Source organism: Streptomyces sp. NBC_00249, from assembly GCF_026342355.1.
In the GTDB taxonomy this organism is placed as follows: Bacteria; Actinomycetota; Actinomycetes; order Streptomycetales; family Streptomycetaceae; genus Streptomyces.
Window position 1 is genome coordinate 83,077 of record NZ_JAPEMV010000006.1, and the last position, 21,908, is coordinate 104,984.

20 protein-coding genes are annotated in these 21,908 nt (G+C 75.1%); 11 read left to right on the forward strand and 9 right to left on the reverse strand.

All coding sequences use genetic code 11. The features are described 5' to 3' along the window. The first annotated feature begins 58 nt into the window (after positions 1-58). The 4 genes from OOK31_RS25100 to OOK31_RS25115 all read left to right on the forward strand — a co-directional run bounded on the left by OOK31_RS25100 (position 59) and on the right by OOK31_RS25115 (position 5,131). Positions 59-577 (forward strand): DUF6643 family protein, encoded by a 519-nt coding sequence (locus OOK31_RS25100; protein ID WP_267089602.1) that lies wholly within the window; start codon positions 59-61, stop codon positions 575-577. A gap of 87 nt (positions 578-664) precedes the next feature. Further along, a complete protein-coding gene (locus tag OOK31_RS25105; protein WP_267089603.1) occupies positions 665-1,489 on the forward strand; it encodes an MOSC domain-containing protein in 825 nt (274 codons plus the stop codon). A gap of 357 nt (positions 1,490-1,846) precedes the next feature. Further along, positions 1,847-2,458, forward strand: coding sequence for a hypothetical protein (locus OOK31_RS25110; protein ID WP_267089604.1), 612 nt, complete (start codon positions 1,847-1,849; stop codon positions 2,456-2,458). A 195-nt stretch (positions 2,459-2,653) separates the two neighbouring features. Further along, positions 2,654-5,131, forward strand: coding sequence for a right-handed parallel beta-helix repeat-containing protein (locus OOK31_RS25115; RefSeq protein WP_267089605.1), 2,478 nt, complete (start codon positions 2,654-2,656; stop codon positions 5,129-5,131). Here the strand turns inward: OOK31_RS25115 and OOK31_RS25120 are convergent. Then, on the reverse strand, positions 5,055-7,565 hold the full coding sequence (locus OOK31_RS25120; protein ID WP_267089606.1) for a hypothetical protein: 2,511 nt from the start codon (positions 7,563-7,565) through the stop codon (positions 5,055-5,057). The two genes, OOK31_RS25115 and OOK31_RS25120, sit on opposite strands and share 77 nt — an antisense overlap. Before the next feature lie 223 nt (positions 7,566-7,788). On the opposite strand from OOK31_RS25120, the gene OOK31_RS25125 reads away from it, so the two are divergent. Beyond that, positions 7,789-8,280, forward strand: coding sequence for an SRPBCC family protein (locus OOK31_RS25125; protein WP_267089607.1), 492 nt, complete (start codon positions 7,789-7,791; stop codon positions 8,278-8,280). A gap of 128 nt (positions 8,281-8,408) precedes the next feature. On the opposite strand, the gene OOK31_RS25130 is transcribed toward OOK31_RS25125, so the two are convergent. Together OOK31_RS25130 and OOK31_RS25135 are read right to left on the reverse strand one after the other, a co-directional pair. After that, complete coding sequence (locus tag OOK31_RS25130) at positions 8,409-9,161, reverse strand: hypothetical protein (RefSeq protein WP_267089608.1); 753 nt, start codon at positions 9,159-9,161, stop codon at positions 8,409-8,411. Positions 9,162-9,239: 78 nt separating this feature from the next. Then, positions 9,240-10,397 (reverse strand): PLP-dependent cysteine synthase family protein, encoded by a 1,158-nt coding sequence (locus OOK31_RS25135; protein WP_267089609.1) that lies wholly within the window; start codon positions 10,395-10,397, stop codon positions 9,240-9,242. A 198-nt stretch (positions 10,398-10,595) separates the two neighbouring features. Between OOK31_RS25135 and OOK31_RS25140 the strand changes: the two genes are divergently transcribed. After that, positions 10,596-11,141, forward strand: a complete 546-nt coding sequence (locus tag OOK31_RS25140) for an ATP-binding protein (RefSeq protein WP_267089610.1) — start codon at positions 10,596-10,598, stop codon at positions 11,139-11,141. A 218-nt stretch (positions 11,142-11,359) separates the two neighbouring features. Here OOK31_RS25140 and OOK31_RS25145 read toward each other — a convergent pair whose 3' ends face one another. Continuing rightward, positions 11,360-12,715 (reverse strand): ROK family protein, encoded by a 1,356-nt coding sequence (locus OOK31_RS25145; protein ID WP_267089611.1) that lies wholly within the window; start codon positions 12,713-12,715, stop codon positions 11,360-11,362. Between the two features lie 41 nt (positions 12,716-12,756). After that, positions 12,757-13,413 carry an alpha-ketoglutarate-dependent dioxygenase AlkB gene (locus tag OOK31_RS25150; RefSeq protein ID WP_267089612.1) on the reverse strand — a complete coding sequence of 219 codons (657 nt, stop codon included), beginning with the start codon at positions 13,411-13,413 and terminating at the stop codon, positions 12,757-12,759. Positions 13,414-13,451: 38 nt separating this feature from the next. On the opposite strand from OOK31_RS25150, the gene OOK31_RS25155 reads away from it, so the two are divergent. The 3 genes from OOK31_RS25155 to OOK31_RS25165 all read left to right on the forward strand — a co-directional run bounded on the left by OOK31_RS25155 (position 13,452) and on the right by OOK31_RS25165 (position 15,821). After that, positions 13,452-14,195 carry a maleylpyruvate isomerase family mycothiol-dependent enzyme gene (locus OOK31_RS25155; protein ID WP_267089613.1) on the forward strand — a complete coding sequence of 248 codons (744 nt, stop codon included), beginning with the start codon at positions 13,452-13,454 and terminating at the stop codon, positions 14,193-14,195. Positions 14,196-14,251: 56 nt separating this feature from the next. Beyond that, the gene (locus OOK31_RS25160) at positions 14,252-14,515 is read left to right on the forward strand and encodes a DUF6332 family protein (RefSeq protein WP_267089614.1); all 264 of its coding nucleotides are present in this window, start codon (positions 14,252-14,254) and stop codon (positions 14,513-14,515) included. A gap of 157 nt (positions 14,516-14,672) precedes the next feature. Next, entirely contained in the window at positions 14,673-15,821 is a 1,149-nt protein-coding gene (locus OOK31_RS25165) for a GDSL-type esterase/lipase family protein (protein WP_267090007.1), read from the forward strand. A 35-nt stretch (positions 15,822-15,856) separates the two neighbouring features. Here the strand turns inward: OOK31_RS25165 and OOK31_RS25170 are convergent, their stop codons facing one another. Then, positions 15,857-16,903, reverse strand: coding sequence for a spherulation-specific family 4 protein (locus tag OOK31_RS25170; protein ID WP_267089615.1), 1,047 nt, complete (start codon positions 16,901-16,903; stop codon positions 15,857-15,859). Positions 16,904-17,062: 159 nt separating this feature from the next. Further along, positions 17,063-17,764, reverse strand: coding sequence for a TetR/AcrR family transcriptional regulator (locus OOK31_RS25175; protein ID WP_267089616.1), 702 nt, complete (start codon positions 17,762-17,764; stop codon positions 17,063-17,065). Positions 17,765-17,913: 149 nt separating this feature from the next. Between OOK31_RS25175 and OOK31_RS25180 the strand changes: the two genes are divergently transcribed. Next, positions 17,914-18,372 carry a nitroreductase/quinone reductase family protein gene (locus tag OOK31_RS25180; protein ID WP_267089617.1) on the forward strand — a complete coding sequence of 153 codons (459 nt, stop codon included), beginning with the start codon at positions 17,914-17,916 and terminating at the stop codon, positions 18,370-18,372. Positions 18,373-18,398: 26 nt separating this feature from the next. Here OOK31_RS25180 and OOK31_RS25185 read toward each other — a convergent pair whose 3' ends face one another. Together OOK31_RS25185 and OOK31_RS25190 are read right to left on the reverse strand one after the other, a co-directional pair. After that, on the reverse strand, positions 18,399-18,710 hold the full coding sequence (locus OOK31_RS25185; protein WP_267089618.1) for a hypothetical protein: 312 nt from the start codon (positions 18,708-18,710) through the stop codon (positions 18,399-18,401). A gap of 144 nt (positions 18,711-18,854) precedes the next feature. After that, positions 18,855-20,057 carry a geranylgeranyl reductase family protein gene (locus OOK31_RS25190; RefSeq protein WP_267090008.1) on the reverse strand — a complete coding sequence of 401 codons (1,203 nt, stop codon included), beginning with the start codon at positions 20,055-20,057 and terminating at the stop codon, positions 18,855-18,857. Between the two features lie 383 nt (positions 20,058-20,440). Between OOK31_RS25190 and OOK31_RS25195 the strand changes: the two genes are divergently transcribed. Continuing rightward, positions 20,441-21,805, forward strand: coding sequence for a dipeptidase (locus OOK31_RS25195; RefSeq protein WP_267089619.1), 1,365 nt, complete (start codon positions 20,441-20,443; stop codon positions 21,803-21,805). The last annotated feature ends 103 nt before the right edge of the window (positions 21,806-21,908 follow it).

Consider the following 21,908-nt stretch of genomic DNA (forward strand, 5'->3'; position numbering starts at 1 on the left):
CGGTGTTGACGGAACCTCGCTATGGACCCGGTGAAGTCGTGGGCTTAACTTAGGTCCCATGACCTCCCCCCGCTCCACTTATGGCGGCGGTTACTACTCCGCGCCCTCCTTCACGGACACCCCCATCTACGACTCCCTCGTCGCCGAACGCGGCACTCCGCAGATCGCCCCGATCCGCGTTCCGGCCGCCTACGAGTCGCCCAGTGCCGGTTACTCGAGCGGTGGATTCCTGCCGGCCCTCGCCTCCTCCCTGCCCGCCCTGCCGCCCGCGATGCCGCAGCAGCAGAATCCCGCCTACGGCTACGCGTATCCGCAGCAGGCCGCCCCCCAGCAGCCGATGCCGATGCCCATGCCCCTCCAGCACGCGCCGGCTCCGTACATCCCCCAGCAGCAGCCGGTCGCGGCCCGCGTGGGGTACGTACCGCAGCCCCAGCCGCAGCAGCCCCGTCCGGTCGCCGCGGGCACCGGGTACGAGGCGATGCGCCCGGCGGCCCCCCGCCCGATGGCCGCTCCCGCGCAGGTCCCCTCGTACGAGGACCCGTACGGCCGCCAGTACCAGCAGGGGCGCGGCTACTGAGCAGAGCGCGGGGCCGGGGGGCGGGTCCGCTGTGCCCTGCGCGAAACCAGCTGGGGCGGCGGGCGGGGCGGCTGGCAAGATGCCCCCATGCCGAACTTGTACGTCCAGTCGCTCCACGTCCATCCCGTCAAGTCCGTGGCGGGAGTCGCGCCCGCTGAGGCGGTCGTGGAGCCCTGGGGGCTGTCCGGGGACCGCCGCTGGGCGGTCGTCGACACCGAGGGCACGGTCGTGACCCAACGCCAGCAGGCGCGGCTGGCCTTGGCCTCGGCGCGCCCGCTGGAGGGCGGCCGGGTCACACTGTCGGGGCCGGGCATGCCCGAGCTGGTCGTGGAGGTGCCGGAGCCGGGACCGCTGGAACCCGTCAGCCTCTTCGGCAAGAAGGTCGAGACGGTGGTCGCGGCGCACGCCGCCGCCGACTGGTTCAGCGCCTACCTCGGCCTGCCGGTGCGGCTGGTGCACATGGACGATCCGGCCGTGCGCCGGCCCGTGGACCCCGACTACGCGCTGCCCGGCGAAACGGTCAGCCTCGCCGACGGGTATCCCCTGCTGACGACCACCCTCGCCTCGCTGGAGGCCCTCAACGCGCTGATCGCGGAGGGGGACCATCCCGCGGAGGGCCCGCTGCCGATGAACCGGTTCCGCCCCAATGTGGTGGTCGCCGGCGCCGAGGCCTGGGCCGAGGACGGCTGGCGGCGCATAGCGATCGGCGACGTGGTCTTCCGCGGCGCGCGCGAGTGCGGGCGCTGCGTCGTCACCACCACCGACCAGGCGACGGCCGAGCGCGGCCGGGAGCCGCTGAAGACCCTGGCGAGGCACCGCAGGATCGGGAAGTCGCTGGCCTTCGGGCGGCAGCTGGTGCCCGTGAAGCTCGGCACCGTACGGGTGGGCGACGAGGTGCGCGTACTGGAGTAGGACGCGAACCTGCCGGACGCCGCGGGCGACGTACGACGTGCGACACGACATGCGACACGACGTACGACCGACCACCGACCGCGGCCGCGCATGGCACCCGGGTCTCGAGTGTCGCTCGGACCGCCCTTGACCAGGGCGGGCGGAATGACACCTTCGAGGGGCTCCGGGTGTCCACTGGAACCAACGGACCGGGCGGGGCCGTTGAAGATTTCGCGACGTGTGGGCATCCACGGGGCACGAGCACCGGATCGGGTGACAGGCGGCGCGCGCGTCCCGGAATGCGCGTCCACCGGGCATGCGGAAGGCTTGGACGCGCAGGCAGACGGATGGCTGGCGTAAGTAGGGGGAGCCGGGACCGTGCGGACAGCAATGGGAGTGTGGCGTTGGCGGCGCAATCCGCTGCGCCGGCCGACAGATCGTTTCGAGGCGTGGGTGGCGTTCGCCGCTCTGGTGTGCGTCCTGCTGGTGGCTCCGGCCGTCGGCTGGGTCGCGGGCCTTCAGGTGGACGGCACGCTGCAGCGGGCGGCGCGCGAGCAGCGGCACGAGCGGTATCTCGTACCGGCCGTGGTCGTCCGGCCGGAGGCGGGGCCGGTCGCCGGGGCGGAGGCGGATCCGGCGGCCCAGCGGCAGACGCCGGAGCGGACGCGGATCGTGGCCGCGTGGACCGCGCCCGACGGCAGCAGCCATGAGGGTACGGTCCCGGCGGCGGAGGAACCGCCCCGTCCCGGCGACCGGTTCCGGATATGGACCGACACCCGGGGGCGGCTGGTGGGGCAGCCGCTCGACCCGTCCTCCGCGTCCTTCCACGCGGGGATGGCCGGGCTGGCGGCCGCACTGACGGCGGCCGCACTGGTGGAGACGGTCCGGCGGCTGGTCGTACGCCGGCTCATGCATCGGCGGTACATACGGCTGGACCGCGCGTGGGCGGCGGCCGGGCCCGACTGGGGCCGTGCGGGCGCGGGCAGCTGACCTGGCAACTCACCGGCCCCACGCGCGCTACGGTGGAGCCGGGGACCGCATCGGTCACTTCAGCCGCTGCGGACGGCACGACTGTGAACGGCAACGCTGTGAACGGCAACGCCGTAACCGGCGCGGCTGTGAACGGCTTCAGTCGCTTCGGCCGCCCCGGCGGCGCGAGTACGAGGGTGGGGGCACGACAGCACCATGGCTCAGGGCACGGTCCAGGTGACACACGGCGGGGCCTCGCGTTGGCGGCGGCGCTCGGGTGAGTATCCGACGCTGAGCGCGGCGCTGGCCGCCGCGGGCGACGGCGACGTGCTGTCGATCGCGCCCGGCACCTACCGGGAGAACCTGGTCCTGCGCCACGCCGTCACCCTGCGCGGGCCCGAGGGCGCCGTCGCCGGGTCGGTGCGGATCGCCCCGCTCGACGGGGTGGCGCTGACCGTGCGCGCCTCCGCCGTCGTGCAGGACCTGTACCTGGAGGGAGCGGACGGGGCGGCGCCCGCGCTCCTCGTCGAGGACGGCTCCCCGGAGCTCACCGACCTGCGCGTGCACACCCGTTCGTCGGCCGGCATCGAGGTGCGCGGCGGGGCCCGGCCCCTGGTGCGCCGGTGCACGGTGGAGAACCCGGCCGGGATCGGCATCTCCGTCCTGGACGGCGGCGGCGGGGTCTTCGAGGAGTGCGAGGTCGTCGCGGCCGGGCAGGCCGGGGTCTCGGTGCACGGCGGGCACCCCCGGCTGGAGCGCTGCCGGATCCACCACGCCACGGGCGCGGGCATCGCGGTCACCGGCGAGGGCTCGGGCCTGGAGGCGCTGGGCTGCGAGGTGTACGAGATCAAGGGCGCCGGGGTGCGGATCGCGGCGCGCGCCGCGGCCCGGCTCACCGACTGCGCGGTGCACCGCACCTCCGCCGACGGGGTCACCCTCGACACCGACGCCGTGCTCAGCCTCGCCGGCTGCGACATCCACGACATCCCGGAGAACGCGGTGGACCTGCGCTCCCGTTCGGTGCTGACCCTCAGCAGGACCACGGTCCGCCGGTTCGGGCGCAACGGTCTGTCGGTGTGGGATCCGGGAACCAGGGTCGATGCCGAGTCCTGCGAGATCCACGACAGCACGGGCGACTATCCGGCAGTGTGGATCAGCGACGGCGCCACCGCCTCCCTGGACTCCTGCCGTGTGCACGACGTGCCGGACGCACTGTTCGTACTGGACCGGGGTTCGCGGGCCGATGTCGTCGACAGCGACCTCTCGCAGGTCCGCAACACCGCCGTGTCGGTCAGCGACGGGGCGACGGCGCAGCTCGACGACTGCCGGATCCGCGAGGCGGGCACGGGCGCCTGGTTCCGGGACCACGGCAGCGGCGGCACCCTCGCCAACTGCACGATCGACGGTGTGCAGACGGGTGTGATCGTCACCAAGGGCGCCGATCCCGTCCTGGAACGGTGCACGGTGAGCTCGGCCGCCGAGGCCGGGTTCTACGTGTCGGCGGGCGGCCGCGGCACCTTCACGGCCTGCCGGGTGTCGGGCAGCGCCGGCTTCGGCTTCCACGTCATCGACGGCTGCCGCACCACCCTCGACCGGTGCCACACCGAGCGCTGCGCGCGCGGGGGCTACGAGTTCGCGGAGGACGGCCCGCTCGCCGAGGGCTGCACCAGCGACGAGTCGGGGCCCCGGCTCGCCGCGCAGGCGGCGGGCGGCGGGCAGGCCGGGGCGCAGGCGGGGATCCGTACGGTCTCCGCGGCGCGTGACTCCGTAGGGCAGGCCGCGCAGGTGCCCGCGCCGCGGCCGGCCGACGTGGCGGGTCCCGGGGCGGTGGCGGCGGACCCGGCGGCGCGGGGTTCGGGCGAGGTCCTGGGCCAGCTCGACGCGCTGGTGGGCCTGGACAGCGTCAAGCGCGAGGTGCGCGCGCTCACCGACATGATCGAGGTGGGGCGCAGGCGGCAGCAGGCGGGCCTCAAGGCGGCCTCGGTGCGCCGCCATCTGGTGTTCACGGGCTCCCCCGGCACGGGCAAGACCACCGTCGCCCGGCTGTACGGGGAGATCCTCGCCTCCCTGGGGGTGCTGGAGCGCGGGCACCTGGTCGAGGTGTCCCGAGTGGACCTGGTCGGGGAGCACATCGGGTCCACCGCGATCCGTACGCAGGAGGCCTTCGACCGGGCGCGCGGCGGGGTGCTGTTCATCGACGAGGCGTACGCGCTGGCCCCGGAGGACTCGGGGCGGGACTTCGGGCGTGAGGCGATCGACACGCTGGTGAAGCTGATGGAGGACCACCGGGAAGCCGTGGTGGTGATCGTCGCCGGGTACACGGCGGAGATGGAACGGTTCCTGACGGTCAACCCGGGGGTGGCGTCCCGGTTCTCACGGACCATCACCTTCGGCGACTACGGCCCGCAGGAGCTGCTGCGGATCGTGGAGCAGCAGGCGGAGGAGCACGAGTACCGGCTCGGCGAGGGCACCGAGGAGGCGCTGCTGGCGTACTTCACGGAGCTGCCCAAGGGCCCGGCCTTCGGCAACGGCCGTACCGCGCGGCAGACCTTCGAATCGATGGTGGAGCGGCACGCGGGCCGGGTCGCGCAGCTGGCCGAGCCGAGTACGGACGAACTCACCCTGCTCTTCGCGGCGGACCTTCCGGTCCTGCCGGGCCTGCCCGCTCAGCCCGCTCTGCCGGCGCCTTGCTGATCCGCTGGGCGGGCAGTTCCCTCGCGTTGTCGTGTACGTCGGCCCGCGCGGCGGCGGCCAATCGCGCGAGGAGCGCGTCGCGTTCGGTGGTGAAGGCAGGATCGGCCTCGTAGTCGCCGTGCCCGAGGATCGGCGCGGGCAGCGGGTGGCGGGGGCTGCGTCCGTAGGCGAGCGGATCGGCGAGGGGGCCCCGGTCGACGGGCTCCGCGCCGTCGGCGGCGACGGCGACCGGGCCGCCGATGGGGTCGGTGGCCCGCCACAGGTTGCGCCAGCAGTCGAGGTCCCGGTGCAGGGCGGCGAGCGGGCCGGGACCGAAGTAGGCGGGGAACCAGCGGCCGTAGAGCCGGGCCAGCGGGGAGCCGTAGGTCAGCAGCGCGACGCGGCGGCGCACCTCGGGCGGCAGCTGCCGGACGGCGGCGGCCGCGAGGACGCTGCCCTGGGAGTGCCCGGAGATGACGAGGCGGCCGCCGGTGCCTCCGGTCCAGGCGGCCATGCGCCAGGTGAGGTCGGGGACGGCCCGCTCGGCGTAGCAGGGCGGGGCGAAGGGGTGGGCGGCGCGGGGCCAGAAGGTGCCGACGTCCCACAGGATGCCGATGGTGCGGCGGGCGGCGGGGTCGCGGTAGGCGCGGCGGCCCCAGGTGACGAAGGCGGCGATGCCGAGGCCGATGAGCCAGGACCCGGTGTCCTGGGCGGCGCGGGCGGCGGCCTCCAGCAGCGGGTGGGTGCCGCGCGCGGCCTCGCCGGGGACCTTGCCGCTGAGCCAGGCCCCGGCGAGGGCGCCCGCGCCGAGCAGCAGGGTGATGCCGGAGACGGCCCCCACGAACCAGGGCGCCGAGTCGGTGAGCGCGGCGGCGGCCCGGGCCCCGGCGATCCGGCGGCTGCGGGCGGGGTCGGGCCGCTCGCCGGGGTACTCGGCGGCGACGGCCCTGGCGGTCCGGCGCCGGGTACGGGCGGCGCGGGCCCCGACCCCGGCGGCCAGCAGGGCCAGGGCGAGCAGCATCGGCGGCAGGACGGCGGCCTGCCAGGACAGCAGGACGGGCGGCCCGGCCAGCCGGGCGCCGGCCATGCCGGGAGTGGCGTCCCCGTCGAGCCAGTCGGCGACCCGCTGGGCGACCCCGCCGGACATGACCCCGCCGAGCGCGCACCCGAGCACGGCGACGGCGGGCCCGCCGAGGCCCCCGAGGGCGGTGCCGGGACCGGATGCCGCCCGGGGCGCGCCCCGGTGGAGGCGGCGGGCGACGACGGCGAGGGCGAGCACGCAGCAGCCCTGGCCGAGCATGAGCACCCCGAAGGCGAAGTCGCCCAAGAGCCGTCCGGTGGAGGTCCAGCCGGGGCGCGGCCAGGCGGCATGCGCGAGGACGCCGGCCAGCAGCACGAGGGCGCCGCCGGGCAGCAGGGTGACGGCGGCCCGGTCGAGCCGGTGGTCGGGCCGGGCCTCGCTGCGGCCGCGCCGGCAGACGACCCGGACGACGATGACGGCCCCGACGGCGAGCAGCCCCTCCACCGCCCAGCCGGCCGCCTGGAGGAGGGGGCCTGTGCCGTCGGCGCGGTCGTGGCGCAGGGTGGGCGCGGCGACGGCCGCCGCGACGGTGAGCAGCCCGGCGGCGGTATGGGCGGCCCGCAACCGCGCCACGATCCGCCGCCCGTACCAGAACCCGGCCGCCCCGAGCCCGGCGTCGTCGACATCGGCGGCGTCGCCCGGGGCGACGTCGGCCGAGGGCGTGCCCGGGGTGAGGGGGCCGGGGGGTGCCGTGGGGGGTGGCTGGGATTCGTAGGCGTTCCAGGTGCGGGTCGACAGGAACCAGAGGAGGCCCGTGAGGGCGGCCGGGACCAGGGCCGCGAGGGCAATGCGGCGGCCGGGCTGGCCCCACCGGCCGCCGGGGCGCAGGAACCCGAGCCAGGAACGGGACGCGGTGCAGGACGCGTTGCCCGCGCACTGCCAGGCGAACAGGTCCAGCGCGACCTCGCAGGCGGCGGCGACCAGCAGGACGGTGAGGCTGAGGGCGAGCAACCGTACGAGGAGCCCGTACGCCCGCACGGCCCGCGGCGAGGCCCCGGCGGGCCCGGCGGCGGGGCGGGCCCAGTGGGCGAGGTTGGCCACCATGAAGGGCAGGAGCAGCAGCCACAGCGCGCGGGCGCCGTTGCCCGAGGTGAGCCGGGACCAGCAGTACGCCTCGGGCACGGGCCGGCCGGCGTAACGCGCGGGGTGCGCCTCGGCGTCGGCGTCCTCGGCCCGCCGGAACACGGCGGCGGTGGAGTCCCCGCTGATCCGGACGGTGTGGGGATCGCCGAGCAGTTCCCCGGGCGAGGCCCCGGCGACCCCGTGCACGAACAGTTCGAGGGAGAGTGCCGGGGCAGCGCCCTCAGCGATCCGGGGCGGCGCACCGCCGCCCCAGCCGGCGCCGGGGGGTGTCGGGGTGGCGGGGTTCTGCATCGGAGTCTCCGCGCGTCGGGGCCTGTGGGCGGCGGGCCCGGGGTGTCGTCGAAGTCCCGCCCGGCGGCGGCGCCGCTGTGGCGGGGCCCCTCCAGCATCTCGCGCGGGGGCTCCGCTGCCCAGGCCCCGTACGCGTGACGGGCGGGCCGCCGCAGACATCTGACGGGGCGCCAGATAGGGTGGCGCGGCCGCACGTTCACGCCGCACCGCAGGGGGTACCGCCATGACCCGCCGACTCCGCCCCGTGGAGCTGGACTTCGCCGCCACCGCGCCGACGCGCCTGGTCTTCACGGCCACCACCGCGGCCGCGCCCGACTCCGTGTACCGGGCTCTCGCCGAGGAGGTGTCGGGCTGGCCGAGCTGGTTCGGCGCGGTCACCCTGGCGCGGCCGACGCGCGGCGGCGCGGGCCGGGAGATCGGGCTGCGCGGCGGGGTGCGCTTCCAGGAGACCGTCATGGCGGCGGATCCGGAGCGGCGCTACGCCTACCGGGTCGACGAGACCAACGTGCCGGGCGTACGGGCCCTGTTGGAGGAGTGGCGGCTGACCCCCGAGGGCTCGGGCACGCGGGTCCGCTGGACCTTCGCCGCCGACGGCCCGGCCCCCTTCCGGCTGGCCCTGGCCGCCGCCCGCCCGGGCCTCGGCCACTCCTTCCGTACGGCGGTCCGCGCGCTGGACGGCCGGCTCGCCACCGGACGGCCCGGCGCGGGGCACTAGGCCCTGTCGTCAAAGTGGCGCCTGGCCCGCGACGCCCGGCACCGCACCTCGCCACCGGACGCCGCGGGCCTGACCGGCGCCACTTTGACGACATGACCTAAGGCCAGTGCCGGGCGGCTCGGGCCGGGTCAGATCGCGGGGTACCGGGCGGCCTTGTTCCCGTAGCCGCCCGCGCTCCACACCCGGACGCGGAACTCGTGCAGGCTCATCGCCGGGCCGAGCGTGAAGTGCGCCGTACCGCACCGGGCGCAGTACCAGCCGGCGGACCAGGCCCGGTCGGCCGCGGCCCGGCCGGGCCGGGAGCGCCGCCGCCAGATCGCCTTGCGCAGGGCCGAGCCGGCGAGCAGCAGCAGGCCGGCCGCGAGGGTGGCGCCGGAGATCCACCCCAGCACCGGGTAGGCGGAGTCGACGACGAAGTGGCCGTCGCCGTTGCCGGTCGCGACGAACCGCGTCGCCAGGTCCCGCTCGAACCACATCCCCGCGAGCGCCCCCCAGATGAAGGTGCCCACCGAGATCACCAGCAGCGACGCCGCCCAGCAGCCGGCGTTCTCGCCGTCGGGTGCGGGCGGGGCCGGGGCCAGGGCCTGGGCCAGCGCCGAGTTCTCCTCGGCGACGGAGACCTTCTGGTCGTCGCCGGTGCCGGTCTCCTCCCGGCGGGTGGACTTCGCGCCGAGGTAGGCGGCCGTCACGCCCAGCACGCGGTCCCGCAGGCCGCATCTCGGGCAGGCGGCCACGCCGCCGCCGCTGCCCGCGGCGTCGTCGTCGGCCACCGCTTCGTCGGCCACCACGCCGTCGGCCACCACGCCGTCGGCCACCACGCCGTCGGCCACCGTACCGTCGCTGTCCGCCATGACGTCCCCCCGGATCCGGCGCGCGCTCACGCGCCGGCACAGCCTAGCCAGCCGACTGCCGCCCGGCCAGGGGGAGTTCGTGGTCCGCGTACCGGCGGGAGGGACGGACTACGCCGTCGGCTCGCGCCACTCCCCCGTCGTCAGCAGCGTCTCCAGCGTCTTCGCGTAGGGCGCGATGTCGAGTCCCTGCGCCGCGAGCCACTGGTCCGAGTAGTACTTGTCGAGGTAGCGGTCGCCGGGGTCGCAGAGGAGGGTGACGACGCTGCCCGTGCGGCCCGCCGCCACCATCTCGGAGATGATCTTCAGCGCGCTCCACAGGCCGGTCCCGGTGGAGCCTCCCGCCTTGCGCCCTATGGCCTGTTCGAGGGCCCGGCAGGCGGCGACGCTCGCCGCGTCCGGCACCTTCATCATGCGGTCGATGGCGCCCGGTACGAAGCTCGGCTCCATCCGGGGCCGGCCGATGCCCTCGATGCGCGAACCGCAGTCGCTGCTCGCGTGCGGGTCGCTGCGGGTCCAGCCGTCGAAGAAGCAGGAGTTCTCGGGGTCCGGGACGCAGACGCGGGTGTCGTGCTGCATGTAGTGCACGTAGCGCGCGATGGTCGCGGAGGTGCCGCCGGTGCCCGCGGTCGCCACGATCCACGCGGGCTCGGGGTAACGCTCCAGGCGCAGCTGCTGGTAGATGGACTCGGCAATGTTGTTGTTGCCGCGCCAGTCCGTGGCGCGCTCGGCGTAGGTGAACTGGTCCATGTAGTGGCCGCCGGTGCGGGCGGCCAGCTCGGCGGACTCCTCGTACATCTTCATCGAGTCGTCGACGAAGTGGCATTCGCCGCCGTGGAATTCGATGAGCCGGCACTTCTCGGGGCTGGTGGTCCGCGGCATGACGGCGATGAACGGGACGCCGATCAGCTTGGCGAAGTAGGCCTCGGAGACGGCGGTGGAGCCGCTGGAGGCCTCGATGACGGGGCGGCCCGGGCGGATCCATCCGTTGCACAGCGCGTACAGGAACAGGGAGCGGGCCAGACGGTGCTTCAGGGAGCCCGTCGGGTGCGTGGACTCGTCCTTGAGGTACAGGTCGATGCCCCACTGCTCGGGGAGCGGGAAGCGCAACAGGTGGGTGTCGGCGGAGCGGTTGGCGTCCGCCTGGACCTTGCGTACGGCTTCTTTGAGCCAGGCGCGGTAGTCCGTGTCGCTGCGGTCGACGTCGACGGTCGTCGTCGCGTTCGAGGCCGTCGTACCGGTGGTACCGGTGGGACCGGTGGTGCTCATGCGCCTTGCTCCTTTGTCCGTTCCGTGGCCCCCCACTTTCGCAATGTACCCCTCCCACCTGCGCAAATGATTGCTTTGGGTCTCTATGCGGATCGCTTTAGTTCGCGTTCGGTTGCACTCCGGGCGACCGTGGGTGACCCTGGTGGTGCGTCACCGAGGGTGCAGCACCCGTAACAATGATGTCGGGGAGTCGCAGCCGTGATCAGTCATTCCCGCAGGCACTGCGTCGTGGAACTGCAGGCCTTGCCCGCGCGGATCGGTCAGGTCCGCCGAATCGTTTCTGCACAACTGCGCCACTGGCAGCTCGACCCGCTCATAGACCGGGCTGCGCTGGGCGTGACGGAGCTGCTCAGCAACGTCCACCGCCATGCGCAGCCCGACAAGGTGTGCACGGTCGAGATCGAACTCCGCCTCGGACGGCTCACCGTCTCCGTCCACGACAGCGATCCGCGGCTGCCCGTACGGCGCGAGACGGCCGGCCTGGAGACCTGCGGGCGGGGGCTGGCCCTGGTCGAGGCGCTCAGCGAGGCCTGGGGGGCGCGGCCCCTGGAGAACGGTCCGGGCAAGGTGGTGTGGTTCTCCCTCCGGGCGGCCCCCACCGCGGCGGCGCCGCTCCGTACGGTCCACCTCGGGGCGAAGAAGCCCGTACGGGAACCCGCGCGCCCGGTGCTCGCCGCCGTGGACGCCGGGCCCGTGGTGACCGGCGTGCCGGTGTCGGTCTCGGCCGGTCCCAGGCCCGGCTGACACCCCCGCGGCCCCACCGCACCCCCTCGAACCGGCACCGCCCCCGACGCCCGGCCCGTCCTCGGCGTCGGGCAGCCGGGCCCCGGGCTCCGCGGCGGGCGCGCACCTCGGGCCACCTCACGCCGCGCTCGGGCCGCCTCGGTCACCTCCCGCCGCACTGGCCGCCTAGGGCCGCCCCCTGCCGCCCTCAGGCCGCCGCAGGCCGCCGTCGGCCCCCTTCAGGCCGCCGCGCCCAGCGTCCCCAGCGGGTCGTCCAGCACCGGCTGCCAGGCCAGCTCCGCCGCCCCGACCAGGCTGTTGTGGTCGAGGGTGCACGGCAGGATCGGCACGCCGCCGCTGCGCCCCCACAGGCTGCGGTCGGCGACCACCGCGCGCAGCCGCTCGGGGTCGGCGTGGAGCAGCTCCCGGTGCAGGCCGCCCAGGATGATCCGGTCCGGGTTCAGGATGTTCACCAGCCCGGCGAGGCCCAGCCCGAGCCGGTCGATGAGCTCCTCGGTGGCGGCCCGCACGCCCGGGTCTGCGTACTCCGTGCGCAGCAGGTCACGGGCCTGCTGGAGCAGCGACACCTCGGGGCCGGGGATGCGGCCGGCCGCCGTCAGGAAGGCCAGCGGGTCGGCCTCCACGTCGAGGCAGCCGCGGCTGCCGCAGTGGCAGGGGCGGCCTTCGGGGTTGACGGTGAGGTGGCCGACCTCCAGGGCGAGGCCCGCGCTCCCGCTGTGCAGCCGCCCGTCCAGCACCAGCGCCCCGCCGACCCCGCGGTGCCCGGTGGCCACGCACAGCAGGTGCTGCGCGCTGCGGCCCGCGCCGTGCCGGTGCTCGGCGAGCGCGGCGAGGTTGACGTCGTTGCCGGTCAGGGCCGGTCCGTCGATCCCGGCGGCCTTGACGCGCTCGGCGAAGATGGCCCGTACGGGAGAGCCGGCCGGCCAGGCCAGGTGGAGGGGGTTGAGGGCGGTGCCCTCGGGCTCCGCGACCGCCGAGGGCACCGCGAGGCCCGCGCCGACGCAGCGCCGCCCGGACTCGGCGAGCAGCGCGGCGCCCGCCTCGACGACCGCCCCGAGCACCTGCGCGGGGTCGGCGGAGACGGTGACCTTGCCGGGTGCGGTGGCCACGATCCGCCCGCCGAGGCCGACCAGCGCCGCCCGGAAGCCGTCCGGGTGCACCTGCGCGGCCAGAGCCACCGGGCCGTTCTCGTCGACGGCGAGCCGGTGCGAGGGGCGGCCCTGGCCGCCGCCGGCCCCACCGGGACGGGAGTCGACGCGGATCAGGCCGAGCGCCTCCAGTTCGGCGGCGACGGCTCCGGCGGTGGCGCGCGTGACGCCGAGCTCGGCCGTCAGGACCGCACGCGTCGGGGCCCGGCCGGTGTGGACGAGCTCCAGCGCCGGGCCGAGCGCGCCCCGGCCCCGCTCCAGCCGGGTCCTCGCGGAAGCCGAGGCGGCGGCGGAGGCGGACGCGGCGGCGGACGCGGCCTCGGCCCCGGACACCGGCGAGGAGACCGAGGCCGCCGGGGCCTCCGGCGTCGTCGCGGAGACCGTGGACACATCCCCCACCCGCGGCGGGGCCCCGTTGCCGTTCATGTCATGGATCCTCGCATGATCGGGAGGCCCCGGACGCCCGTCTACGGCCCGAGGCCGCCGACCCGCAGTGTGATGTTGAGCCGCCCGGTCAGGCCGAGGTCCGGCGGCCCGGTGCCGGGCAGGACCTTCGGCACCCCGTGGTGGGCCAGTCGGCTCGGGCCGCCGAAGACGAACAGGTCCCCGCTGCGCAGCTCCACGTCCTGGTACGGGCGTCCGCGCGTGGCCGTGTTGCCGAAGCGGAAGAGACAGGAGTCACCCAGGCTGAGGGAGACCACCGGGGCTCCGGAGCGCTCCTCGGCGTCCCGGTGCATGCCCATCCGGGAGTCGCCCGTGTAGAAGTTCACCAGGGCGATGTCGTACTCCTCCCCGGGCGGCGGGGGCGTTCCGTAGGCGTCGGTGACGGCCCGGTGTCCCAGCTCGGAGAGCCAGGCGGGCATCGGCTTGACCGGGGCGCCGTCGCCGTCGACGGCGGTGCGCGCGTATCCGTACGGGTACCAGTGCAGGCCCAGGCACACCTGCCGGGCGGTCATCGTCCCGCCCCCGGGGGTGCGTACGGTCCGCAGTCCGGCGGGCGGGCGCGCCCACGCGCGGCAGGCGTCGAGCAGCTCGCGCTGGCGGCGCGGGCCCAGCCAGTCGGGCAGGTGGACGGCGCCGGGTGCGATCCCGGTCCGCTCGCGCGCGAAGAGTTCCCCGTTCACCCCTCCATTGTCGGCGGACCTGCTGGCAGACTCGCGACATGAAGATCACCGAGTACGTGGAGACCCTCGCGCGGGAAGGCGAGCTGCTCGCCGAGGCGGCCGAACGGGCGGGGACGGACGCCCCGGTGCCCACCTGTCCCGAGTGGCGGGTGGCCGGCCTGCTCCGGCACACCGGTGCCGTGCACCGCTGGGCGGCCGGGTACGTGGCGGACGCCCGGGTGGAGCCCGTGGAGTTCCCGGAGGCGCCGGAGCTGGCGGGCGCGGAGCTGCTGGCCTGGTTCCGGGAGGGGCACGCGGCGCTGGTCCGGACCCTGACCGAGGCCCCGGCGGACGTCGTGTGCTGGACCTTCCTGCCGACGGCCCCGCCGTCGCCGCTGGCGTTCTGGGCGCGGCGGCAGGCGCACGAGACGACCGTGCACCGCTTCGACGCGCAGGCCGCGCTGGGCATCGGCTTCGGCGCGGTGGCGCCGGAGTTCGCGGAGGACGGCATCGACGAGCTGCTGACCGGCTTCCACGCCCGGCCGCGCAGCCGGGTGCGGACCGAGGAGCCGCGCGTCCTGCGGATCCGGGCGGTCGACACGGGCGCGGTGTGGACGGTGCACCTGTCGCGCGAGCCCGCCCGTACGGTGCGGGGCGACACCGGCGAGCCGGCGGACTGCGAGCTGACCGGTGAGGCGGCCTGGCTGTACACGGCCCTGTGGAACCGGCTGCCGCTGGCCGGCCCCGGGGTGGGCGGCGACGCTTCGCTGGCCCGGCTGTGGAGCGGGACGGCCGGAATCTGATGCCCCCGCGCCAGGGCTCCTTGTCGGGGGCGGCGTGCGCTGGGACCCTGCCCGGTATGGGCAGGCGCGGCAGTGCGGAGCGGGACGCGGTCACCGTCGAGATCGGCTACGCGTTCGTCAGCGCGTGCTTCGCCGCGGCGCTGGTCTTCGCGGCGGTGTACGGGGCCGCGCCCGCCCTGGGTCTGTCCCGCGCCGCGCACGGGTTCCTGGAGGTCGCGGGCGGGGTGCTGGCCGGGGTGGTGTTCCTGCTGCGGGTCGTCCACGTCCTGTGGCGGTTCGGCCGGCGGGGGAATCCGGATGCGCGGGGGACGTCCGGTTGACAGGGTGGGGGCATGAAGTCCCAGCTCCGACACGGTTCACGCGCCGCGGCCCGCCCCGGGCCCCGCGGCGTCCTGCGGGCGCCCGGCCCGCCGCGCTCCCCGCACCGCCCGCACACCGCCGTCCCCCTCGTCCGTCGGGAGGCGCACGGTGGCTGACCTGATCACCACACCCGTCGACGCCGCCCTGCTGCGCGGCGCCCTCGACGTGGAGCGCACGCCGCGCGGCGTGCTGCCGCACCGGCTGCCCGCGCGGGCGCGCGCCCAGTTCCCCGACGCCTACCTGGCCACGGTCGAGACCCAGCCGTCCGGGGTGCGGCTCGTCTTCCGCACCCGGGCGACGGTCGTGGAGCTGGACGCGCTCCGCACGAAGAACGCCTACCAGGGGGCGCCGCCCCGCCCCGACGGCGTGTACGACCTGCTCGTGGACGGCCGGCCGGCGGGGCGGGCCGCGTCGAACGGCGGCAACGTCCTGCTGGTGGACCTGGCCACCGGCGCGGCGCAGACCCTGCCCGGCCCGGTCGGCACCGTCCGCTTCGACGGCCTGCCCGACCGGGTGAAGGACGTGGAGATCTGGCTCCCGTACAACGAGGTCACCGAGCTCGTCGCACTGCGCACCGACGCCCCCGTAGAGCCCGCGCCGGACCACGGGCGCCGGGTGTGGCTGCACCACGGCAGCTCCATCAGCCACGGCTCCGACGCGGCGAGCCCGACCGCGATCTGGCCGGCGCTGGCCGCCTCGCTGGGCGGGGTGGAACTGGTCAACCTGGGGCTGGGCGGCAACGCCCTCCTCGACCCGTTCACCGCGCGCGCCCTGCGGGACACCCCGGCGGACCTGATCAGCGTGAAGATCGGCATCAACATCGTCAACACGGACGTGATGCGGCTGCGCGCCTTCGGCCCGGCGGTGCACGGTTTCCTCGACACCATCCGCGAGGGGCATCCCACGACCCCGCTGCTGGTGGTCTCGCCGGTCCTGTGCCCCCTCCAGGAGGACACCCCGGGGCCCATCACCCCGGAGTTCGACGGGCAGAAGCTGAGCTTCCGGGCGCTGGGCGACCCGGCGGAGGTCGCCGCCGGGCGGCTGACGCTCAACGTGATCCGCCGCGAGCTGGCCCGCATCACCGCCGAGCGCGCCGCCGACGACCCGCACCTGCACCACCTCGACGGCCGCGCCCTCTACGGCGAGGCGGACTTCGCCGAGTTCCCGCTCCCGGACGGGCTCCACCCGGACCCGGCGGGGCACCGCCGCATCGGGGAGCGGTTCGCCGGGCTGGTCTTCGGCTCGGGCGGGCCGTTCGCCGGCTGAGGGAAGGTTTCGCCACCGGTGGCGACGGCGGTGGCTCAGCCGAGGGTCGCGGCGTACGAGGTCTGGGGACGGAACTTCCAGGCGGGGGCGGCGTTCCAGGGGTTGGGCATGACGGTGCTGGTCGCGAAGGCGTAGCCGGCGCCGCGCTCGAAGGCGGTACGGAGGGTGGCGCGCATCGCGGAGGCGTCGGGGACGTCGTGGACGAGGTGCCAGAACGCGGTGCCGCTCGGGTCGAGTTCGGCGCCCGGGCGGTAGCCGGTGGCGGCGTTGAACACGTTGCCGCCGAAGGGGCCGGCGGAGGTGTACGCCGCGTAGGTGTCCTCGAAGGTGACGAAGACGTCGGCGGTGCGGCGGCCGGGCTCCAGGTAGCAGTCGGCGATGGGGGTGCCCGGGTTGTTCACGACCAGGTCGGGGGCGTCCGGGTCGACGGCGTGCATCGTGTCCTCGACGTAGCGGCGCAGTTCGGCGTAGCGGTCGCGGGTGGCGTTGGCGGGGCCGCAGTCGCGGCTGACGACGTCGAAGAAGATGCCGTCCACGTGGAGGCGGCCGTCGGCGGCGGCGTCCGTGGGCCTGAGGTAGTTGTCGACGGAGGCCTTGATCTCGGCGAGGTCCCGGTTGCCGTGGTCGGTGTGGACGTAGCCGAGGACCTTGGTCCGCTCGCCGGTGGCGGTGGTGCCGGCCCGCAGGGCGTCGGCGCGGGCGCGCCAGGGGGCGTCGAAGGGGGCGTCGCCGTTGCCCGGGTTGAGGACGACCACGGAGGCGGCGGGGCCGGTGGCGGTGAGATCGGCCAGCACCGGGTCGTCGGCCCAGACGTAGGCGGGCACGGCTATCTCCAGGCCGCGCACGCCGGGCGGCCGGGGGGTGGGCCTCACGGACGGTGCGGGGGCGGCGGGTGCGGCGGCGGACGGTGAGGCGGGGGCGGGGGCGGGGGCTGGGGCGGGGGACGCCTGGGGTCTCTCCCCGGGAAGGCGGGCCGGGGTGCGCGGCCCGTCGGCCGACGCGTCCACCGCGGGGGCCGGGGCCGCCAGTAACCCGGTCAACAGGACGGCGTACAGGGCCTTCACGGCGCGGGCGCGGGCCATGCGTGTTCCTCCGGCGGCGGGACGGGAGCGGGGACGGGGCAGGGGCGGAAGGCGGGACCCGTCGAACACTAGACGCGCGAAAAGTCGATGAAAGCCGAACGACTCACTTTGGTGTGAGGAACAGAAAAGCGATCTGTCACCTCATCATGCGAGCCTCCGTCAGACGGCCGTCAGCCCCACCCCGTACGCCAGCCGGTCCACCGCGTGCGCGAAGAACAGGTCCCGTTCCTCGACGACCCGGTTGAACTGGCCGAACAGCTCGAAGGAGAGGAGCCCGACGAGCTGTGCCCAGGCCCCGACGAGCGCGGCCGTCACCTCCGGAGGCAGACCCTCCGCGAAGTCCGCGGTCATCCGGGCGGCTTCGGGGCGCAGGGCGTCGGGCAGGGGCGGCAGGGCGAGGCCGCGGCCGTCCCCGTAGGCGGCGCGGAGGATCCCGATGAGGATGTTCGCGACGCGGGAGGCCGGGCCGACGGTGTCGGGCGGGGCGCTGTAGCCGGGGACCGGGGAGCCGTAGATGAGCGCGTACTCGTGCGGGCGCTCCAGCGCCCAGCCGCGGACCGCCTCGCAGACCGCGGTCCAGCGGGCGCGGGGCGGGGCCCCGGCCGCGACCGAGGCCGCGTCGGCGTGCTCGGCGGCGGCGCCGATGCTGTCGTAGGCGTCGATGATCAGGGCGGTGAGCAGGTCGTCGCGGCTCGGGAAGTAGCGGTAGAGGGCCGAGGAGACCATGCCCAGTTCGCGGGCGACGGCGCGGAGCGAGAGTTTGGCCGCCCCTTCGGCCGCGAGGGCGCGGCGCGCCTCGTCCTTGATGGCGGCGGTGACCTCTATGCGGGCCCGTTCCCTGGCCCCTCGCACGGTGCTCATGCGGCCCAGTCTGCCAGGAGGGCGGAGCACTGCCCAAATTTCGGAGCATCGCTCACTTCAGAGAGCACTGCTCTTGTTTTGGTACGCCGATCCGTGCACACTGATCTCAAGCGAGAGCACCGCTCTCCCTTTCCGCCCCGGAGGCCACCGTGAACGCGCCCACCCCCTACTACGTCCAGGGCAGCCCGCTCGGCATCCGCTTCAACGCCCTCCTCGGCAAGCTCGCCCGCTTCGGCGTCAGCCTCGCCGGCACCGCCGAGCTCTCGGTCCGCGGCCGCACGTCCGGCGCGATGCAGCGGATCCCGGTCAACCCGCACACCTACGGGGACGCCCAGTACCTGCTCTCGGCCCGCGGCCACTCCCAGTGGGTCCGCAACATGCGGGTGGCGGGCGGCGGCGAACTGCGCGTGGGCCGCAAGGTCCGCACCTTCACGGCCACCGAACTGACCGACCCGGCCCAGAAGGCGGCGGTCCTGCGCGCCTACCTGGAGAAGTGGGGCTGGGAGGTCAACCGCTTCTTCCAGGGGGTCACGGCCAAGTCCTCGGACGCCGAGCTCCAGGCGGCCGCCGGCGACCACCCCGTCTTCCGCATCACGCTCGCGGACTGACCCCGCCCTCCGCGCCCTCCGGCGGATCACGCCTCAGGTTCGAAGGGGCGCAGGTCGTAGAGGTAGGACCGGTCGCCCTTGAAGCTGCGCCAGACGGTGGCAGGGGGTTCGGGCGCGTCACGGTCGAGGTCGACGTCACCGGCAGCGTTCAGGGGATGGGCGGTGACGAGTCCGCCGGCGATCTCGCAGTGCCAGCCCTCGTCCGGCCCCCAGACGCACCACACCTGACCGTCCGTCCGGCGGTAGGCGGGCCGGTCGTGGCGCTCGCCGTCGCGTTCGAAGCGGTGGCGGAGCCCGTCGACGTGGCGGACGAAGGTGAAGGATTCAAGAGCCGTCATACCTTCGGCACCGTAGGCGAAAGGACCACCCGTGGCGAAGGGGTTCCCGTGCGCTCCGAGGCGCTCCGGTGCCTTCCGGGCGCGGAACGCCCCGCCACGGCATGCCTGTCCGCCCACGGAACAGGCATACCGCCGCCAGGCCGTCTAGTCGGCCGTGCCCTTGCGGGCCCCGCGGGCCTGGCGGGCGTCCAGCAGGTGGAGCGCCTTGCGGGCGAGCGGGTACGTACGGACCATGTCGGCCAGGGTCATCGAGCCCCGGGTGATGCGCGCGAACGCCAGCCAGGCGGGCCGGAATCCGGTGATCGCCGCGTGCAGCATGCCCGGACGGGACTCGAAGACCGTCAGCATCCGCTTGCCCACGCCCATCTCCACGCCCAGCCCGGCCTTGACCGCGAAGGCGTAGTTCAGGGCCTGGCGCCGCGCGTCGACCGCGTCCTGCGCCTCGGAGATCTTCACGGCCCACTCCCCCGCGAGCCGCCCCGAGCGCAGCGCGAAGGAGATGCCCTCACGGGTCCACGGCTCCAGCAGTCCGGCCGCGTCCCCCGCCACCAGCACCCGGCCGCGCGAGAGCGGGGACCCGGGCTTGCGGCAGCGGGTCAGGTGCCCGGAGGAGACGGCCGGTTCGAAACCGGCCAGGCCCAGGCGTGCGATGAAGTCGTCGAGGTAGCGCTTGGTTGCCGCGCCCTCGCCCTTCGCCGAGATGACCCCGACGGTGAGGGTGTCGCCCTTGGGGAAGACCCAGCCGTAACTGCCGGGCAGCGGACCCCAGTCGATGAGGACCCGGCCCTTCCAGTCCGCGGCCACCGTGGGCGGGACCGGGATCTCCGCCTCCAGGCCCAGGTCGACCTGGTCCATCTCCACCCCGACGTGCGCGCCGATCCGGCTCGCGCTGCCGTCCGCGCCGACCACGGCCCGGGCCAGTACCGTTTCGCCGTCCGCGAGGACCACGGCGACCGTGCGCCGGTCGGGCACCGCCGCACCGTGCTGCTCGACGCGGGTGACGGCCGTACCCGTGCGGAGGGTCGCGCCGGCCTTCTCCGCCTCCGCGACGAGCGCCGCGTCGAACTCGGGCCGGTTGATGAGCCCGAACAGCATGCCCTTCGAGCGGCGGGTGCGGGTCAGCTTCCCGTCGAGGGAGAAGGTGACCGCGTGGATGCGGTCCTTGAAGGGCAGGACGAAGCCCGGCGGCAGGGCGTCCCGCGAGGGGCCGATGATGCCGCCGCCGCACGTCTTGTACCGGGGCAGTTCGGCCTTCTCCAGCAGCAGGACGCGCCGGCCCGCGGCGGCCGCCGCGTGCGCCGCCGACGCTCCGGCCGGTCCGGCGCCGACCACGACGACGTCCCACACCTCTCCTTCGCGCTCGGGCTCGCCCCCGCCGTCCGCCGGGACCGCCGCCGGGACCGCCGCCGTGTCCTCGGCCGCGACCTCCGCCGGCTCCTCCGTCCCCTCCGGCACCGCCGGGGCGGCCCCCCCGGCCGTGCCCTGCTCCGTGCCCTGCTCCGTGCCCGGTTCCGCCCCCTGAGCGGCCTGCCCTGCGCTTGCGCCGTGTACCACGTCGTCGCTGCTCACGATGTGCTGCTGCTCCTGATCACGCGTTGCTCCGATGCCGTGGAAATCCTACGGCGCCAGTCGGCCCCGGCCCTCTGTGCGAGGATCGGGACTGGCTTTCGCCTTGCTTTTCGCCGTACCCCGGCACCTACACCAACGTCGCACCCACGAGGAGCGTGCCCATGTCCCAGAATCCGATCGCCGAGACCATCGCCTCGCTGATGCCCCGCGCCAAGGCGGAGCTGGCCGAGCTGGTGGCCTTCCAGTCGGTGGCGGACTGGGCCCAGTTCCCCAGGAGCGAGAGCGAGGCCGCCGCGAACTGGGTGGCCGACGCCCTGCGCGTCGAGGGCTTCCAGGACGTGGAGCTGCTCGACACCCCCGACGGCACCCAGTCCGTGTACGGATTCCTCCCCGGCCCCGAAGGCGCCCCGACCGTCCTGCTGTACGCGCACTACGACGTGCAGCCCCCGCTGGACGACGCCGCCTGGATCTCCCCCGCGTTCGAGCTGACCGAGCGCGACGGCCGCTGGTACGGGCGCGGCGCGGCGGACTGCAAGGGCGGGTTCATCATGCACCTGCTGGCGCTGCGCGCGCTGAAGGCGAACGGCGGCGTGCCCGTCTCCGTGAAGGTGATCGCCGAGGGCTCGGAGGAGCAGGGCACCGGCGGCCTCCAGCAGTACGCCGAGGCGCACCCGGAGCTGCTGGCCGCCGACACGATCGTCATCGGCGACGCCGGCAACTTCCGCCTCGGCCTGCCGACGGTGACGGCCACTCTGCGCGGCATGACCCTGCTCAAGGTCAAGATCGACACCCTGGGCGGGAACCTGCACTCCGGCATGTTCGGCGGTGTCGCCCCCGACGCGCTCGCCGCGCTCATCCAGACGCTGGCCTCGCTGCGCTCGGCCGACGGCTCCACGGCCGTGGACGGTCTGGCCTCGGACGCGGTGTGGGAGGGCCTGCAGTACCCGGAGGCGGACTTCCGCGCCGACGCGAAGGTGCTGGACGGGGTCGAGCTGATCGGCGAGGGCACGATCGCGGACCGGCTGTGGGCCCGTCCCGCCGTCACCGTGCTCGGCATCGACTGCCCGCCGGTGGTCGGCGCGACCCCGTCGGTGCACGCGAGCGCGGGCGCGCTGATCAGCCTGCGCGTGCCGCCGGGTGTCGACACCACCGAGGCCATCAAGCTGCTGGAGGCGCACATGGTGGCGCACACCCCGTGGAAGGCGCGTCTGGAGCTGGAGGTCGTCGGTCAGGGCCAGCCGTTCCAGGCGGACACCACCAGCCCGGCGTACGCGTCGATGCGCGCCGCCATGGAGGTCGCGTACCCCGGCCAGGAGATGCAGATCAGCGGCATGGGCGGGTCGATCCCGCTGTGCAACGCGCTGACGTCGCTGTACCCGGAGGCGGAGATGCTGCTCATCGGGCTCAGCGAGCCGCAGGCGCAGATCCACGCGGTGAACGAGAGCGTGTCCCCGGAGGAGCTGGAGCGGCTGTCGGTCGCCGAGGCCCTCTTCCTGGTGAACTACGCGGAGTCCAAGCGCGGCTGACGCCGTAGCGGTACCCGGTCCCGTACGCCCAGGGCGCAGTGCGCCCTGGGCGTACTCCGCTCCTGGTGAAGTCGCGTGCGGGGGCCGGGCGCCGGCGGCTACG

Excerpts from the sequence above, each read along its gene's own strand:
- OOK31_RS25160 (WP_267089614.1), top strand. The coding sequence starts at position 14,252 with ATGGGCAGGCGCGGCAGTGCGGAGCGGGACGCGGTCACCGTCGAGATC.
- OOK31_RS25100 (WP_267089602.1), top strand. The coding sequence starts at position 59 with ATGACCTCCCCCCGCTCCACTTATGGCGGCGGTTACTACTCCGCGCCC.
- OOK31_RS25135 (WP_267089609.1), bottom strand. The coding sequence starts at position 10,397 with ATGAGCACCACCGGTCCCACCGGTACCACCGGTACGACGGCCTCGAAC.
- OOK31_RS25115 (WP_267089605.1), top strand. The coding sequence starts at position 2,654 with ATGGCTCAGGGCACGGTCCAGGTGACACACGGCGGGGCCTCGCGTTGG.
- OOK31_RS25120 (WP_267089606.1), bottom strand. The coding sequence starts at position 7,565 with ATGCAGAACCCCGCCACCCCGACACCCCCCGGCGCCGGCTGGGGCGGC.
- OOK31_RS25155 (WP_267089613.1), top strand. The coding sequence starts at position 13,452 with ATGAAGATCACCGAGTACGTGGAGACCCTCGCGCGGGAAGGCGAGCTG.
- OOK31_RS25170 (WP_267089615.1), bottom strand. The coding sequence starts at position 16,903 with ATGGCCCGCGCCCGCGCCGTGAAGGCCCTGTACGCCGTCCTGTTGACC.
- OOK31_RS25105 (WP_267089603.1), top strand. The coding sequence starts at position 665 with ATGCCGAACTTGTACGTCCAGTCGCTCCACGTCCATCCCGTCAAGTCC.
- OOK31_RS25195 (WP_267089619.1), top strand. The coding sequence starts at position 20,441 with ATGTCCCAGAATCCGATCGCCGAGACCATCGCCTCGCTGATGCCCCGC.
- OOK31_RS25175 (WP_267089616.1), bottom strand. The coding sequence starts at position 17,764 with ATGAGCACCGTGCGAGGGGCCAGGGAACGGGCCCGCATAGAGGTCACC.
- OOK31_RS25185 (WP_267089618.1), bottom strand. The coding sequence starts at position 18,710 with ATGACGGCTCTTGAATCCTTCACCTTCGTCCGCCACGTCGACGGGCTC.
- OOK31_RS25145 (WP_267089611.1), bottom strand. The coding sequence starts at position 12,715 with ATGAACGGCAACGGGGCCCCGCCGCGGGTGGGGGATGTGTCCACGGTC.
- OOK31_RS25125 (WP_267089607.1), top strand. The coding sequence starts at position 7,789 with ATGACCCGCCGACTCCGCCCCGTGGAGCTGGACTTCGCCGCCACCGCG.